The organism is Tepidibacillus sp. LV47, from assembly GCF_048381575.1.
Lineage (GTDB): Bacteria > Bacillota > Bacilli > Tepidibacillales > Tepidibacillaceae > Tepidibacillus.
On the sequence record NZ_JBLWIF010000008.1, the window covers coordinates 89441 to 105109 of the forward strand.

Genomic DNA, 15669 nt, shown 5'->3' on the forward strand with positions numbered 1-15669 from the left:
TGATTTTCATGCTGTTTGCTTGGAAGATGCATTTGAATTTACCGATGTTGTTGCTGTTTTCGATTTTTTAAAGGCAATAGCTAAAGAAACGGCTAATCCACCCCATAAAAGGGTAGCCCCGAAGATAAACATAATGATGGCACTCGTATTCATTAGTACTCCTCCTTCTGATAACCAGGAAAAGCTTTAAAAATCAAACCAAGAACGATGGCGGATATTGCAATTCCCCAACCAAAGAGAAGCAAGCTATTTAGAGGATAATCCCCATATAACTTCGTAAATTCTTTATAAAAATTAAGTATTGTCATAATTCCTAATAATAAGGGCGTTATGAAGCGGATAGTTACTTCCCACCATTTTCCAATTGGGAAATCGGAAAGTAAATTATTATGCTCTCGAATGGTACGAAGTTTAAAAAACCATCCAAGTAATAAGACTTCAACAATTCCAGCTAACACAATGCCAAAAGCGTTAATAAAATGATCAACGATGTCTAAATAGTATAAACCGCCCCCTGAAGTATAGATGATGCTTCCAGCAAAACCAAGCAAGGAAGAATAGATCACAGCTTGTTTACGCCCTAATGCAAACTTATCCATAATCGCAGCAATGACAACCTCTAAAATAGAAACCGCGGAAGTTAATCCTGCAATAAAAAGGGCGGTAAAGAAAAGAACGCCAATCAAACTATTCATGGCAGGTAACTGGTTAATAATCTGGGGAAACACAACAAATGCAAGCCCTACACCTTGCCCTACTACTTTATCTATCGGTGTCCCTGTGGTTTGGGACATAAAACCAATGACACTAAAAACCCCTATTGCAGCCAAAAACTCAAAACCGCTATTGGCAAAACCTGTAATAAATGCACTATTATTAATTTCTGCTTTCTCAGGTAGGTAACTGGAATACGTAATCATAATCGCAAACGCAACACTCAAACTAAAAAAAATCTGGCCATATGCAGCAATCCAAGTATCTGCATCAAAGATTTTACTAAAATCTGGGGTTAACAAAACATTTAATCCTTTTACTGCTCCTGGTAATAATAACCCGCGAATCGTGAAAAAAAGCATAATGATGAACAATAATGGCATTAAGATTTTTGATGCTTTTTCAATACCTGATTTTACACCTCGATATAAGATAAAAAAGATGATTGTCCATACTGCAACTAAAGTAAAGAAAATATGCCACTGAATTCCTCCAAAACTCCATACGCCATCAGATATATTTAAATATTCAGAAAATAAAAATCGATTAGTATCTTTACCCCATTTTAAGCCTACTGAAAACCAAATATAGTTTGCGCTCCAAGTAATAATCACTACATAATACATCATGATAATAAAGGATATGAAGACTTGCCACCAACCGAGCCATTCTGCTTGTTTCATTATTCTTCTAAACGCTAATGGTGCAGAACCCTTAAATTTATGCCCTACTCCAAACTCTAAGATTAAAATGGGAATACCCGCAGTTAATAAGGCAAAAAAATATGGAATTAAAAAGGCACCCCCACCATTTTCATATGCTACGTAGGGAAATCTCCAGATATTGCCTAAACCAACTGCAGAGCCAATTGCTGCGAGAAGAAAACCAGCACGACTTCCCCATTCCTCACGTTTACCCATACTTTTTCCCCCTTTGTTGTTTTTTAATATTATGATTTGTATGAGTTTTGTATGACATTTATATTAACGCATTTCAGCAATAAAGGGAAGAAGGAAATTTATATTTTTTTATTTCTAAAAGAAAATGACCTTGAAATTCAAGGTCATTTTCTTTATTGTATATTGATCCTTCTATGAAACTGATTTGGATCTTTTTTGGGTAAATCAAGAATTAATACACCATTTTTATACTCCGCTTTAATCTCATCCGTTTTAATATTAGATACATCAAAGCTTCTCGTAAATGAACCAAAGCGTCTTTCTTTTCGAATATAGTTCTCTTTATTTTCCTCAGCTCTAGCCTCATGTTTCGCATGGATAGTTAAACGATTATTATCCACTTCAATATTGATATCTTCTTTATTAAAGCCAGGTAGTTCGGCTTCTAATACATAACGGTCCCCTTTGTCAACAATATCTGTTCTAAAATTAGGGAAAGCAAAATTAAAGTTCTCTAAAAAATTTTTTTCTAACTCATTAAAGTAGGTAAAAATATCATTTGTTCCTCGACGAAAAGGAATTAAATCAAACATACCTATTCCTCCATTGTTTTTTATTTTTATTATGAGGAATAGAATCCATTTTTATGCATCATTCGATTTAAAAGGTGCACAAGAGTCTCGAATTACCAACTCATGAGGAATAATAATTCGTTTAACTGGTTCTTTGGGATTTTCAATTTTTAAAATAAGATTTTTTGCCGCTTCAAATCCTAAATCAAAAATATTGATATCAATCGATGTCAGAGGTGGGTTTGAGACTTGGGCTAAAAGCACATTATTGAAACTCACAATGGAAATATCATTGGGTACTTCAATTCCCATGGTATCTAGTTTGTTGATTACTCCTAAAGACATAAGATCATCTGCCACCAGCAAAGCGGTAGGAGGTTCTTTTAATGACATCAACTTTTCAACGGCCACTTGTCCCCCTTCGATTAAAAATTGCTCATGAAAGATATATTCTTGTTTGACTGTTAATCCTGCCTCTTCAAGGGCTCTTTTGTAACCTTGCATTCGTTCAATGGTTACCATTAAATTAGGATTGCCACCGATAAAACCTATTCGCTCATGGCCTAAAGATAATAAATACTTTGTCCCCTCTTTCGCCGCTTTGACATTATCATTGTCTACGTGAGTGATTTCCTCTTGGTCTATATGGGGTTTCCCAATAATGACGAAGGGAAATTGGTTTTCCTTTAAATAATCTAAGATTTTATCTTCTATTTTTGAATATAAGAGGATCGCCCCATCTACTCTGCTACCTTGCACCATTTGCACAATACCATGAAATATTTCTTCCTCTGTTCTTCCCGTTGTCATATACAAAGCATAATGTTTTTGATGAGCCCCTTCACTAATTCCGCGAAGCACACTTGGAAAAAATGGGTTTTGGAAAAAGATATCCGTCGAACTGGGCATAACTAAACCAATTGCTCGCGTTGATTGGCTAGCAAGGCTTCTAGCGATTAAATTGGGGTGATAACCAAGTTGTTTCATCGCCTCTCTTACTCGTTCTTTTGTTTTTTGACTAATGCGGGGACTATCCGCAATGACTCTTGAAACGGTTGACGGTGCAACATTGGCAAGTTTTGCTACATCTTTAATGGTTACTGACAATTCAATCACCCCTTTCAGAAACAAAATGGAAATCGTTATTTTTGCTCAATGATATACGTTGATAAATCAGTATTGGCCTTGATGGCTGGTAGATGTTTACCGTTTACATAAACACGGATATCCATTTCCCCATGATGAACGATGAGTTCAAGAGTTTTCCAATCAGGTTGAAAGTTACCCTTATCTTTTATTTCTAAATGAATTTCTTTTCCTTGACAAGTGACTTGAATGATTTTGCGCAAGTAATTTCCTTTTTCATAGTCAAAGCTTAATCCATCATCATCATACAGGGTAAATTGATAAGTCGATGATTCACTCTTATATAAATGAAGGGTTAGTTTCTCCTCTTTTTCATTGGTATTTTGTTTAACACCCCCTAGTACAATCATCGTTCCTTCTTTCACATAAATGGGTAATACATCAAGTTCTGCTTGAATGAGGTGGTGTTGATTCCCTTCTAGAACTTCCCCGGTCCAATAATCGACCCAACGGCCATCTGGTAGATAGAGAACTCGATGAGTGACAGATGGCTGCATAATCGGCGCAATTATGACATTATCCCCGATCATAAATTGATCGGACAAATTGTACGTATTTGCATCGTTTGGATATTCCATCACAAGGGGACGCATAATCGGTATTCCCGTTTGATGTGCTTCCGCAAATAAGGTATAAAGCTGAGGAAGCCATTGGTAACGTAGTTGAATATATTTTTTAATCACTTTTTCATATTTTTCACCAAATGACCATGGTTCTTGTCTTACAGATCCTAATGCACTATGGTTACGGAAATAAGGTGTAAATGCCCCTACTTGCGTCCAGCGAGTTAATAATTCCCCATTGCTATCATGAGCAAATCCACCTACATCTGGACCAGCAAAAGAGATCCCCGATAAACCAAGATTCATCACCATAGGCAAAGACATTTGCAAATGTTCCCAGAAGCTGCGATTATCCCCTGTCCAAACTGCTGCATACCGTTGTACTCCTGAATAGCCAGAACGAGTAAGCAAAAACGGTCTTTTCCCTTGTAAATGTTGCTTCATTCCGTTATACGTTGCATTTCCCATCAGCAGACCATAAAGGTTGTGAAGTTCACGATGTGTTTTAGGATCTCCATCGTTTTCATGCATCACTTTCACATCCATGGTTTTCGTTTCATTGAAAACCGCTGGTTCGTTCATATCATTCCAGATCCCTTCAATGCCTAAATCACTATAAAATTTATGCTTCTCTCCCCACCACTTCCGCACTTTCTCACTTGTGAAATCGGGAAATGCACTGTTCCCTGGCCATACATCACCAAAGTAAATATTGCCTTCAAGATATTTACAGAAGTGATCTCCCCTAATCCCTTCTTGATAGACATCATATTCAGGATCTTCTTTGACACCAGGATCTACGATCGGTACGATGCGAATCCCTTTTTCTTTTAAATCTTCGACCAGTTTTTTCGGATTGGGAAAACGATTTTGATCAAAGGTAAAGACCCGATAACCATCCATGTAATGAATATCCAAGTAAATCACATCAAGAGGAATTCCCTTTTCTAGGAAGGTGTTGGCGATTTCCCTTACTTCTTGCTCTGTTTCATAGCTATAACGGGATTGATGATAGCCAATGGCCCATTTTGGTGGTATTGGAATTCGCCCTGTTAATGCGGTATATTGTTCTAACACCTCTTTCATAGAAGGACCTGCAAAAAGATAATAATCAATTTGTCCCCCTTCTGCCACAAAGGAATAGTACTCTTCTTCCGTTTTAAAATCAAAAGTGGATTTAAAGGTATTATCGAAAAATATGCCATGGGCTTTCCCATCTCTTAAAGTAATAAAGAAGGGAATAGATTGATACAAGGCATCTGTTTCTGGGTTATGAGGAGCATAGACATCGGAATTCCACATGGTCATTTTTTCACCGCGTTTGTCTAAGAAACCGGTCTTTTCACCAAACCCATAGAAATGATCCTTTTCCCCCATCTCTTTATAACAGATCACTTCTTTTGAAGGTTTATAACCCATTCCTTTTTTCCCTTCACGGACAATGAGCCTTCCATCTTGATCAAAAATGGTCACTCTTAATGGTTCTTTGGTGATTTCTACTTTTAGACGTTTTGACTCTAGCACAATCAAATAGTCGGTTTCCGTAAATGTAACATTGACTGATTCAGGTTCTTTAATTAAAGCAGGACTGCTTTTTAAACTTGCTTGACCAAATGGATTCATCACAAACCTTACAATATCATCACGATAAAAAAGAACTTTTAACTCTCCTGCTTCGCTTTGAGCTATTAACACCCCATTTTCAAAACGTTTTTCTACTAAATTGCCAATATCTCGGTAATCGGTGTTTTCAATGATCTTTTCTTTTCCTGGATGAATGGCAAAACTTGTATCTTCTAACATGAAATATCCTCCCTTTAAATTTATTAAGTACCTTTTCGTTATCCCCGTTTCCACTCAAGAAGCACAATCACCTAGGAACAACAAAGATAACATAGCTACTAAATACTGAATCTATTTAACTGCACCTTCGGAAATGCCTTTAATAATTTGTTTTTGGGCAAAGAAATAGCTAATAATAACTGGAATGATTGCAATCGTTAAACCAGCTAGGGCTAAGTGCCATTGTTTCGTATATTCTCCGAAGAAGAAGAACATCTTCAATGGGATCGTTTGTATCCCCTCTTTATTAATAACGAGAGAAGGTAATAAGTAATCATTCCATATCCAAATTGTATTTAATATAGCAACTGTGACCGTTATCGGTTTAAGCATTGGGAATATAACATACCAAAATACTTGGAACCGATTCGCTCCATCAATCGTTGCTGCTTCATCTAACGCTTTCGGAATGCCATTAAGCGTCCCGTGATAAAGGAATATAGATAGACTCGATCCAAATCCTAAATACATAAAGATTAATCCGATTCTATTTAACATATTCATTTTCCCGAAGATATACACTAGTGGAATCATTACAGATTGGAAGGGAATAAGCATTGCTCCAACGAAAACAAAGAAGATCAGAGAACTAATTTTTCTTTTACGTCGAGAAAGTGCATAAGCTGCCATTGATGAAAATACGATAATAATGCCTACACTAATAACTGTAATCAATAAAGAATTGAAAAAGGTTTGAATAAAATCTAAGCGTTCAAATGCTTCAGTATAATTCTTAAATGTAAATTTTTCTGGTAATCGTAATGTATCGACAAAAATCTCTCGTTTTGTTTTAAAAGAGTTTACTACCATTAAATAAAACGGTGCTAACCAAATAAGAGCTAAAATAATTCCAATGATTTCAATAACATACTTTCGCACTTTTCCCATTACATCTCCACCTCTCTTTTTTTGTTAAAATATACTTGAGTTAAGGAGATCACTGTAACAATTAAGAAAAATATAACTGCTTTTGATTGTGCATATGCCATTTGATTTTCCGCAAATGCTGTTTTAAAAATATTCATCGCAACCATTTGAGTGGAGTCGTACGGGCCGCCACCTGTTAAAGATAAGTTTTGATCATACAATTTAAATGAATTTGATAGTGTCAAAAACATACTTACGGTAAATGCAGGTGCTACAAGTGGGAACGTAATATGTCGAAAACGTTGGAAACTATTTGCTCCATCTATTTCAGCTGCTTCTAATAATTCTTGTGGAATGTTTTCTAAATAAGCAATGTAAATCACCATAATATACCCAGCCATTTGCCAGCTCATTAAAATAACAAGTCCCCAGAAGCCTGTTTCTGTCGTTGATAACCAACCTCTAAAGCCTTCAACATGAAGTAAATCTCCAATACCAGCAAATACTTTAATAAAAATAAATTGCCAAATAAATCCTAAGATTAACCCTCCGATTAAGTTAGGCATAAAAAAAATCGTACGCATAATTTTACTTGTCTTTAATTTTTGCGTCACAATTAATGCTAATATAAGACCAAAAAAGTTAATAAAGAAAACAGATGCGATCGCAAATTTCGTTGTAAACCATATGGAATGCAAGAATTTCCCATCTTGAAAAAGTTTTATATAATGATTAAAACCTACAAATTCAGTACTTTGAATTCCATTCCAATTGGTAAAAGAATAATATAGTCCAAAAATAAACGGGATTATCACAACAACTGTTAACGCGATAAGGACTGGAAATAAAAATAACCAGTACCATAAAGATTGTTTTCGCATTTAATAACCCTCCAAAATTAGTGTCCTATGAATCAAGTTGCACTACATAGAAATAGAAGGAAACAAAGCAACTAAAAAATGTTGCCTTGTTTCCATTTTGCTAAAACCGGTATTACTTATTTCTTGCTTCTTCCCAAGCTTTTTTGGAATCTGCAATTAATTGATCCCAAGTCATTTTGTTACTTACATATTTTTGAATGTTCACACCTAATTTATCCATACCCCAACCTGTTGGATAACCCATAAATACCCAACCAATTGTTTTTCCATTTTGTGCATAGTTATAAATTTCTTTTGAAAGTGGATCTGAAATTTTTGATGAATCATAGCCTTTGTATGCTGGAATAAATTTAAACTTGTTCAAAACAATATCTTTACCTTCATCAGAAGTATATAACCAATCTAAGAATTTCTTTGCTTCTGCTACTACTTTTTGATCTTTATTTTTATTTACTGCCCAATACATTGGTACGCCAACTGGAATCGAATCTTCTTTAAATCCTTCAACCGGTATTGGTAAAAGACCAATATTTTTTTCAGCTAATTCAGGATCAATATCTGCTATTGAATTATATACCCAGTTACCTTGTTGAATCATTGCTACTTTACCAGTTGAGAATAACTCTTCAACTTGTTTTGAGTAGTCTAAACTTACTGTTGGTTGAACAGAATACTTATTTTGAAGATCAACTAATTTTTTCATTGCATTTCCATATTTGAATTCAACTGTCTTTGCATTAAATGCATTAACAACATTGGAATTGAATTCAGGAGCCAAAAATACGTTAGATAAATGTAGTCCAGTTACCCATGTTTCTTTTGCCGGGAAAGCAAATACAGCGTCAATACCTAAAGACGATTTGTTAGCATCTAGCTTTTTCACTGCATTTTCTAAGTCGGAATATGTTTTAATGTTTTCAGGATTAATACCTGCTTTTGCAAATATTTTCTTGTTATAGATTAGTCCATAACCTTCTTGGTTATATGGTAAACCTAAAATTTGACCGTTTTTCTTAACACCATCGAGTGTACCTTCAAGTGCTTGTGCTGCAGCTTTTGTATCAGACAAGTCAGCTAGCTTGGCTTCCCAATCAGCAACATCTTGTGGTCCGCCTACGTTAAAAATCGCTGGTTCTTCACCTGACGCAAACTTAGATTTAAGTGCTACACCGTAGTCTTCACCACCACCAACTGTCGTAATATTAATTTTTACTCCTGGATTTTGGTTTTCGTACTGTTTCGCCACTTGTTCAAATTGATCTTTAAATTCTACCTTGAACTGGAAAATATCAAGAGTAACTTGTTTTTCTGAGCCTTTACTTTCTGAAGTACTGGATGAAGAACACCCAAACAATACAGTGCTTAGCAACAGAAAAAGAGAAAGCATTGTTAAAAGGAATTTTTTCGTTTTCATTTTATGATTCCCCCCTATATTTTTTTAGTTTCAAATCATTTTATAATGAAAACGTTTGCGCTTTCATTTTCATTATATCGCCCATTTTTTTATATAGCAATCTTTTTTTGCAACAATTTATACTTTTCTCTCAACTATCTTACATTGTCAATAAACTTATTTATAAAGACAAACGTTTGCATACATTGTTACAAAAATCGACAAGGTGATAGTCCAAAAATTAAAAGAAGAATAATCTTATATTTACCTAAATCATAAATATGTTTTAAATATTTAAAAAATTCATTCACTAAATAAAATATAACCGAAAAAAATTATCGTCTTTTTATTTTTACTCGATGAAATTCATTAAATATGTCATTTTTTATTCGATAAAATTCATTAAATATAAAGTATGGCAAAAAAATCCCACTCCTTGTTAATAAGAAGTGGGTTTTTTTACTTTTTTAGCAACATCGATTAATTTTACCACCTTCATAACGATCCTTTAGTCGCTGCTCATAAAATTCTTTTTCTGTCAATGGAACCTCGTCTGGATGATGGGTCTTGAAATGTTCTAAATAGGCAGCATAATTCGGACCACCTACAATGGTATGAAATGCACTAACCATCTTCTTCCATTTTATATGAACTGGAAAACGCAAGTTCATCTTATACCCCTTCTTCACCTAATTTTGAAGGAATATATTCACTTTCCCGTAATGGATACTCTTTAGTTTTTGATAGCACTCCATACCATACGCGAATCGCATCTGCTAAGATGGCAATAACCATGATCATAAATAGCCCAGTTATTGCAGCATCAAGACGATCATTAAAAATAATCTGATTCATCGCATTAACACTCTTTACTCCAGGTGCCAATTGTCCCTTCTCCAAAAAACCACGAATAAAATTCGCATGAGCTAAAAATCCAACTTTTGGATTATCAGAGAAGATCTTTTGCCATCCAGCGCTCATTGTAACGACGATGAGCCAGCTCAATGGTACAATTGTCGTCCATGTATACCGTGATTTCCCCATTTTAAATAATACTGTTGTACCTACAGTGAGAGCAATGGCTGCAAGCATTTGGTTGGATATACCAAATAATGGCCATAGGGTATTAATTCCACCTAATGGATCAGTTACACCTGTATATAAGAAGTATCCCCATACTCCCACAATAATTGCACTACTAAACACTGAAGCAAAGGTATTATCTGTTCTTCCTAATGGTTTATATATATGGGACAAAAGATCTTGAAGCATAAAACGCGCAACCCTTGTCCCTGCATCCACTGTCGTCAGTATGAAAACAGCTTCAAATAGAATGGCAAAATGGTACCAAAAAGCCATTAATTCTTTTCCACCAATTAACCGTGTAAAGATGTGTGCCATTCCTACCGCTAATGAGGGAGCGCCTCCTGTCCGCGAAAGAATCGTTTCCTCATCCACATCCTTGGAAAGCGTACTTAATTCTTCTCCTGTCACAGGGAATCCCCATGAAGTAATAGTTTGTGCAGCTTGATTAAATTCAGTGCCAATCACTGCCGGTGGGCTATTGATCGCAAAATAAACGCCTGGTGTTAAAATGGTTGCCGCAATTAATGCCATGATAGCAACAAATGATTCTGTCAACATTCCACCATAGGCAATAAATGTCGCTTGTTTTTCTTTTGCAATGAGTTTTGGCGTTGTTCCCGAGGAGATCAAAGCATGAAAACCAGAAACAGCACCACAGGCTATTGTAATAAATAAGAACGGGAATAAGTTTCCGGAGAAAACAGGTCCTGTTCCATTAATGAACTTCGTAAATGCTGGCATTTGAATATCTGGTAAAACAAGAAAGATCCCAATTGCTAATGCGGAAATCGTACCAATCTTTAAAAACGTACTCAAATAATCTCTTGGAGCAAGCAACATCCATACAGGAAGGACTGATGCAATAAAACCATAGATGATGGTCCAAATGGCTAGAGAGGTACCATCTAACGTAAAGATTGGACCCCAAAAAGGAGAAACCGCAACATATTTACCGCCCCAAAGACTGATTATCAGCAAAGCAAATCCGATTATCGATGCCTCCATTACTTTTCCAGGCCGAATATATCTCATATAAAAACCTAACAAAAGTCCAATAGGAATCGTCATAGCAATCGTAAAGGTGCCCCAAGGACTTCCTTTCAGGGCATTGACGACAACAAGCGCCAGTACGGCAATTAGAATGATCATAATAGATAGAACACCAATAAGCGCAATAAAACCGCCAAATGGACCAATCTCTTCCTTGGCTATTTCCCCTAATGATTTGCCATCACGTCTCATAGAAATGAATAAAACAATAAAATCCTGAACTGCACCAGCAATAATGACCCCTGCGATAATCCAGAGTGCACCTGGCAAATAACCCATCTGTGCTGCTAAGGTTGGTCCAACAAGCGGGCCTGCTCCTGCAATCGCAGCAAAGTGATGACCATAAAGCACATATTTATTTGTCGGTACAAAATCCTTTCCATCATTATGTACTTCAGCGGGTGTTGCCCTTCCATTATCTAAGCCGACAACTTTATACGCAAGAAATCTTGCATAGAAACGATACGCGATAAAGTAAGAACCAAGGGCAGCCGTCAATATCCATAATGCATTAATATGTTCTTTGCGATTGATTGCAATTACCACAAGAGAATAGGTGGCTAAAGCAATTACAATAGCCCAAATCAGATAACGAACTGTCTTTTTCATTCCTATCACCTCTTTATGTGATTAAGCTCTTTATAATATTCCCCTTATAAAAGTTAACCTATACAATAATTACCTCGTTAAGTCTTTTAAAAGTAGGGAATGGTAAAAATGAGGTGAAGAAAATGGAACAACAATCCCAAAATCAAGAAAAAAATAAAACAACAAGATGGGATATCTTGATGGCTCCGATCGTCTCCCTTGGATCTATGTTCACATTAAAAAAAGACGACCAAATTGATAAACCAAACTCGGATACCGAAAAGGAGCTGCGGGGATGAAAAAAAGCGGGACCCTTGAATAAAGGTTCCCGTCTTTTCATTTCAATTAAAAATGGTCAAATGATAGATGCTCGACAAATCCTCTAACAGCTTGATTCCTGCAATACTATTCCCCTTATCATCAAGAGCTGGGCCAATCACTCCAATACCATACTTTCCAGGAACAACTGATAAGATTCCGCCGCCAACCCCGCTTTTAGATGGAATGCCCACTCGAATCGCGAATTCCCCTGAAGCATTGTACATCCCGCACGTCACCATAAACGCCTTCGCAATTTTAACAACAGAAGAAGGAATAATCTCTTTCCCCATGATATCTTTGCCTTCATTGGCGATCACTAGCCCCATTCTTGCGACGTCTTCCGTTGTCATTTCAATGGAGCTTTGTTTAAAATAAACCTCTAAATGCTCCTCAACACTTCCATGAATAACCCCATGATTTCGCAAAAAAAAAGCTAGAGCCCGATTTAAATCCCCTGTTTGATGTTCCGAATGGTAAACACGACCATTATAAGTGATATTCGGGTTCCCAGTCATTTGCCGGATTAAACGTAGGATCCTCTCCACTCTTTCATCGGGTGTTCCCTCTAGCAAAGAAACGACGGCAATGGCTCCTGCATTAATCATTGGATTTAACGGCTTAGATGGAGAAGTCGTTTCTAATTTTACGATGGAATTAAAAGGATCTCCAGTTGGTTCCATTCCAACATGTTCAAAAACCACTTCCATACCTCTCTCCATTATAGCAAGCATAAGGGTGATTACTTTTGTTATACTTTGCAGGGTGAACTTTTGCTTATAATCTCCTGCCGAATAAAGGTTCCCATGCATATCCATTACAGAAATACCGAGAATAGATGGATCGGCCTTTCCTAGTTCAGGGATGTATGTAGCGACTTTCCCTTTACTCGTCCATCTCCTATTCTTTTCTACCAGTTGTTGTAGTTGGTTTTGCAATTTACTCCGCCCTTCCATTTTTGCAACAAATGAGTATCTTCCTTTACAATATCTAACTTTCCTAATTGACCATTTGCATATGCATAATAAAATTTATAAATGTTTTATAAATACAAAAGGTTGAGAGGAAACCTCTCAACCTTAGATTTTTTCAGGTGCTTTTAATCCTAATAATTGCAGCCCGTTTTGGAGGGTATAAGATGTGGCGAGCGCTAAGCCAACTTTGGCTTTTTGCTCTTCTTTATCTTCTGTGATAATTCTTTCTTGATGGTAGAAACGATTAAATTGGGCACTTACATCTAACAAGTATCGAGCCACAATGGATGGTTCGGCACGATCGGCCGCTTTAATTAAAATATCAGGAAATTGGCTTAAAAGAAGAACTAAATCCCAAGCCGCTTCACCTTGCAAAAATTCACCTGCTAGATCAGTTAGCTCTTCCTCGTTAAAATCAGATTTTTGTAAAAGGCTTTGCGTTCTCGCATTGGTATATTGGACATATGGCCCTGTCTCTCCATCAAAATTGAGCGCCTCTTTCCAAGAGAAATTAACTTCATTCATTCGGTTATGTTTGAGATCATTAAAGATCACAGCACCAACACCAACGGCTTTTGCAATCTCTTCTCGGTTTGGCAGAGCAGGGTTTTTCTCTCCAATAATTTGATCAGCCATTTCAATGCTTTTTTGTAACACTTCTTCTAGTAGAACGATAGTCCCTTTACGAGTGGACATCTTTTTATTTTCAAATAACATCAATCCAAACGGTACATGAACTAAATCGTCTGCCCAAGTATATCCCATCTTTTTCAATGTTGTAAAGACTTGTTGGAAATGAAGGGATTGTTCATTACCTACTACATACAACATCTTGTCAAAGTCAAACGCATCCTTGCGATAGATTGCAGCTGCTAAGTCACGAGTTGCATAAATGGAGGATCCATCTTTCTTTTTTATAATGACAGGTGGCATATTCTCTTCAGATAAATCAACAATTAGTGCTCCTTCACTTTCGACAAGCAAACCTTTTTCTTGTAACTCATTGATCACACGATCCATCTTATCTGAATAGAAGCTTTCACCTAAGAAATGATCAAAATGCACTCCAAGAAGTTGATAAATTTTTTCAAATTCTTTCAAACTCTCGTCGACAAACCATTTCCATAAACGAGTCGCTTCCTCATCTCCATTTTCTAACTTTTTAAACCAAAGTCTTGCTTCATCTTCTAATTCAGGGTGGGTTTCTGCCTCTTCATGGAATTTCACATAGATTTTGACCAGTTCTTCAATTGGATTTTGGCGAATCACTTCATCATTTCCCCACTTATTGTAAGCCACGATCAATTTCCCAAATTGTGTTCCCCAATCACCTAAATGATTAATGCGAACAACCTTATATCCTAAAAATTCATGAATATGAGCAAGTGAATTCCCAATCATTGTTGAACGTAAGTGAGGAAGACTAAAAGGTTTTGCAATATTTGGTGATGAGTATTCTACAACAACTGTTTTCCCTTTTCCCAAATCACTTTTTCCATATGTATCTTTTTTGTTTAAGATTTCTTCGATTAAATTCACAGCGTACTTTTTCCGATCATAATGGAAATTCAAATAAGGTCCAATGGCCTTTGCTTGTATCATTGGATCTTCTATTTTATTCGCTAATTCTTCAGCGATCATTTGTGGTGCTTTTCGAAATGTTTTTGCTAAAGTGAAACAAGGAAAAGCCACATCCCCCATATCACGACTAGGTGGAGTTTCTAGAACGTTAAGTATTTCTTCTTCACTTAAGTTAACATGTTGACTCAAAACTTTAGCCACATATTGTTTCATCATTGACCAACCTTTCAATATATAAAACCTCTCAGCTCAAAGAGAAGAGAGGCTATCTTTATTAATTCACCCATATTCCCGATTATTATATACAACCTTGCAGCAATAAATCAAGTAAGGTATTCCATTTTCTCACTTTTTCATCTTTTCACTTTTTCCTCTTTTAATTAGGTTTCGTATCTGGAATCGTTGGCGTTTCCGGTATGACTTGAATTGGCGGAACGTTTTGCGCTTTGTTTGGATCTGTACCAATATAATTGCCGCTATTATCATAATAAAATTGTGGAACATCGCCAAAAATTTGCGTTTGCGCAATCGGGACTTGAGTCGTAATCGTATAAGGCGCTTGCGAAAAGGGGATTACAACTTCCACTTCAGCTTTTATCTCAATAATCACTGTCATGACCACTACGTTAATTCCTGCATTTTGATAGGTCGTTTTTGGTGTTACCTCTGCATGACCGATCGGAATGATCGTAATCGGTATCGAAGGCCCTATGTCAGCTAAAATTTCGTTATTAAAAGCTGCGCCTAATTTAATTGGTTCAATAATTTTATCAAGATTTTTTAACGTGTCTTCCACACGCGCCGTCGTTTCCCCAACAATGCGAGCAAATTCGCCATAATTAAATAGGGCAGCTCGTATTTTCCCATGGTTATCGGTTTCAAATTGGATTAAATCTTTAAAATTGGTGTTTTGGGCAATTTTTTTTGAAATGGCATCATTCACTGCATCATTGGCGATTTGTTTCACTCTTGCTTGAGCAATTTGCATCAGAATCGGTCGAAGTTGGTGTTCTATATAAAAAAAAGTTTGAATGAACAACCCCAAAAAGACAATGATGGAGAAAAAAAGAATCTGTTTCTTCTCGAAGCGAAAATTGAATCTTCTTTTTCCCCAACGTTTTCTAAAGCGAGGCATTTTCCCATCCTCCTCTCTTTTAACATACATATTCGATCTGGAACGACATCTGAACACTTG

Annotated in this window: 14 protein-coding genes; 1 reads left to right on the forward strand and 13 read right to left on the reverse strand. The window is 36.3% G+C overall.

The features are described from left to right. Positions 1-6: 6 nt before the first annotated feature. From ACMW72_RS09885 to ACMW72_RS09930, 10 genes are all read right to left on the reverse strand, one after another. The gene (locus ACMW72_RS09885) at positions 7-153 is read right to left on the reverse strand and encodes a MetS family NSS transporter small subunit (protein ID WP_418368671.1); all 147 of its coding nucleotides are present in this window, start codon (positions 151-153) and stop codon (positions 7-9) included. Continuing rightward, a complete protein-coding gene (locus ACMW72_RS09890; RefSeq protein WP_418368672.1) occupies positions 153-1634 on the reverse strand; it encodes a sodium-dependent transporter in 1482 nt (493 codons plus the stop codon). The genes ACMW72_RS09885 and ACMW72_RS09890 overlap by 1 nt, the downstream gene beginning before the upstream one ends. Positions 1635-1786: 152 nt before the next feature. Next, positions 1787-2206 (reverse strand): Hsp20/alpha crystallin family protein, encoded by a 420-nt coding sequence (locus ACMW72_RS09895; protein ID WP_418368673.1) that lies wholly within the window; start codon positions 2204-2206, stop codon positions 1787-1789. A gap of 51 nt (positions 2207-2257) precedes the next feature. Beyond that, positions 2258-3292, reverse strand: a complete 1035-nt coding sequence (locus tag ACMW72_RS09900) for a LacI family DNA-binding transcriptional regulator (protein WP_418368674.1) — start codon at positions 3290-3292, stop codon at positions 2258-2260. A 35-nt stretch (positions 3293-3327) separates the two neighbouring features. Continuing rightward, positions 3328-5697: a glycoside hydrolase family 31 protein gene (locus ACMW72_RS09905; protein ID WP_418368675.1), complete on the reverse strand. Its 2370-nt coding sequence runs from the start codon at positions 5695-5697 to the stop codon at positions 3328-3330. Positions 5698-5808: 111 nt separating this feature from the next. Continuing rightward, on the reverse strand, positions 5809-6624 hold the full coding sequence (locus ACMW72_RS09910) for a carbohydrate ABC transporter permease (protein ID WP_418368676.1): 816 nt from the start codon (positions 6622-6624) through the stop codon (positions 5809-5811). After that, positions 6624-7484, reverse strand: coding sequence for a carbohydrate ABC transporter permease (locus tag ACMW72_RS09915; protein ID WP_418368677.1), 861 nt, complete (start codon positions 7482-7484; stop codon positions 6624-6626). Before ACMW72_RS09915 ends, ACMW72_RS09910 begins: the two co-directional genes overlap by 1 nt. 112 nt (positions 7485-7596) lie before the next feature. Further along, the gene (locus tag ACMW72_RS09920; protein WP_418368678.1) at positions 7597-8898 is read right to left on the reverse strand and encodes an ABC transporter substrate-binding protein; all 1302 of its coding nucleotides are present in this window, start codon (positions 8896-8898) and stop codon (positions 7597-7599) included. A gap of 446 nt (positions 8899-9344) precedes the next feature. Beyond that, a complete protein-coding gene (locus ACMW72_RS09925; protein ID WP_418368679.1) occupies positions 9345-9548 on the reverse strand; it encodes a YbdD/YjiX family protein in 204 nt (67 codons plus the stop codon). Between the two features lies 1 nt (position 9549). Next, positions 9550-11622 (reverse strand): carbon starvation CstA family protein, encoded by a 2073-nt coding sequence (locus ACMW72_RS09930; RefSeq protein ID WP_418368680.1) that lies wholly within the window; start codon positions 11620-11622, stop codon positions 9550-9552. A 122-nt stretch (positions 11623-11744) separates the two neighbouring features. Between ACMW72_RS09930 and ACMW72_RS09935 the strand changes: the two genes are divergently transcribed. After that, positions 11745-11900: a hypothetical protein gene (locus ACMW72_RS09935; RefSeq protein ID WP_418368681.1), complete on the forward strand. Its 156-nt coding sequence runs from the start codon at positions 11745-11747 to the stop codon at positions 11898-11900. A gap of 42 nt (positions 11901-11942) precedes the next feature. On the opposite strand, the gene glsA is transcribed toward ACMW72_RS09935, so the two are convergent. The 3 genes from glsA to yunB form a co-directional block, all read right to left on the reverse strand. Next, complete coding sequence (gene glsA, locus ACMW72_RS09940) at positions 11943-12875, reverse strand: glutaminase A (protein WP_418368682.1); 933 nt, start codon at positions 12873-12875, stop codon at positions 11943-11945. Positions 12876-12998: 123 nt separating this feature from the next. Beyond that, a complete protein-coding gene (gene argS / locus ACMW72_RS09945; protein ID WP_418368683.1) occupies positions 12999-14690 on the reverse strand; it encodes an arginine--tRNA ligase in 1692 nt (563 codons plus the stop codon). Between the two features lie 160 nt (positions 14691-14850). After that, positions 14851-15609: a sporulation protein YunB gene (gene yunB / locus ACMW72_RS09950; protein WP_418368684.1), complete on the reverse strand. Its 759-nt coding sequence runs from the start codon at positions 15607-15609 to the stop codon at positions 14851-14853. Positions 15610-15669: the final 60 nt, after the last annotated feature.

Excerpts from the sequence above, each read along its gene's own strand:
- ACMW72_RS09885 (WP_418368671.1), bottom strand. The coding sequence starts at position 153 with ATGAATACGAGTGCCATCATTATGTTTATCTTCGGGGCTACCCTTTTA.
- ACMW72_RS09890 (WP_418368672.1), bottom strand. The coding sequence starts at position 1,634 with ATGGGTAAACGTGAGGAATGGGGAAGTCGTGCTGGTTTTCTTCTCGCA.
- ACMW72_RS09895 (WP_418368673.1), bottom strand. The coding sequence starts at position 2,206 with ATGTTTGATTTAATTCCTTTTCGTCGAGGAACAAATGATATTTTTACC.
- ACMW72_RS09905 (WP_418368675.1), bottom strand. The coding sequence starts at position 5,697 with ATGTTAGAAGATACAAGTTTTGCCATTCATCCAGGAAAAGAAAAGATC.
- ACMW72_RS09910 (WP_418368676.1), bottom strand. The coding sequence starts at position 6,624 with ATGGGAAAAGTGCGAAAGTATGTTATTGAAATCATTGGAATTATTTTA.
- ACMW72_RS09915 (WP_418368677.1), bottom strand. The coding sequence starts at position 7,484 with ATGCGAAAACAATCTTTATGGTACTGGTTATTTTTATTTCCAGTCCTT.
- ACMW72_RS09920 (WP_418368678.1), bottom strand. The coding sequence starts at position 8,898 with ATGAAAACGAAAAAATTCCTTTTAACAATGCTTTCTCTTTTTCTGTTG.
- ACMW72_RS09925 (WP_418368679.1), bottom strand. The coding sequence starts at position 9,548 with ATGAACTTGCGTTTTCCAGTTCATATAAAATGGAAGAAGATGGTTAGT.
- ACMW72_RS09930 (WP_418368680.1), bottom strand. The coding sequence starts at position 11,622 with ATGAAAAAGACAGTTCGTTATCTGATTTGGGCTATTGTAATTGCTTTA.
- ACMW72_RS09935 (WP_418368681.1), top strand. The coding sequence starts at position 11,745 with ATGGAACAACAATCCCAAAATCAAGAAAAAAATAAAACAACAAGATGG.
- glsA (WP_418368682.1), bottom strand. The coding sequence starts at position 12,875 with ATGGAAGGGCGGAGTAAATTGCAAAACCAACTACAACAACTGGTAGAA.
- argS (WP_418368683.1), bottom strand. The coding sequence starts at position 14,690 with ATGATGAAACAATATGTGGCTAAAGTTTTGAGTCAACATGTTAACTTA.
- yunB (WP_418368684.1), bottom strand. The coding sequence starts at position 15,609 with ATGCCTCGCTTTAGAAAACGTTGGGGAAAAAGAAGATTCAATTTTCGC.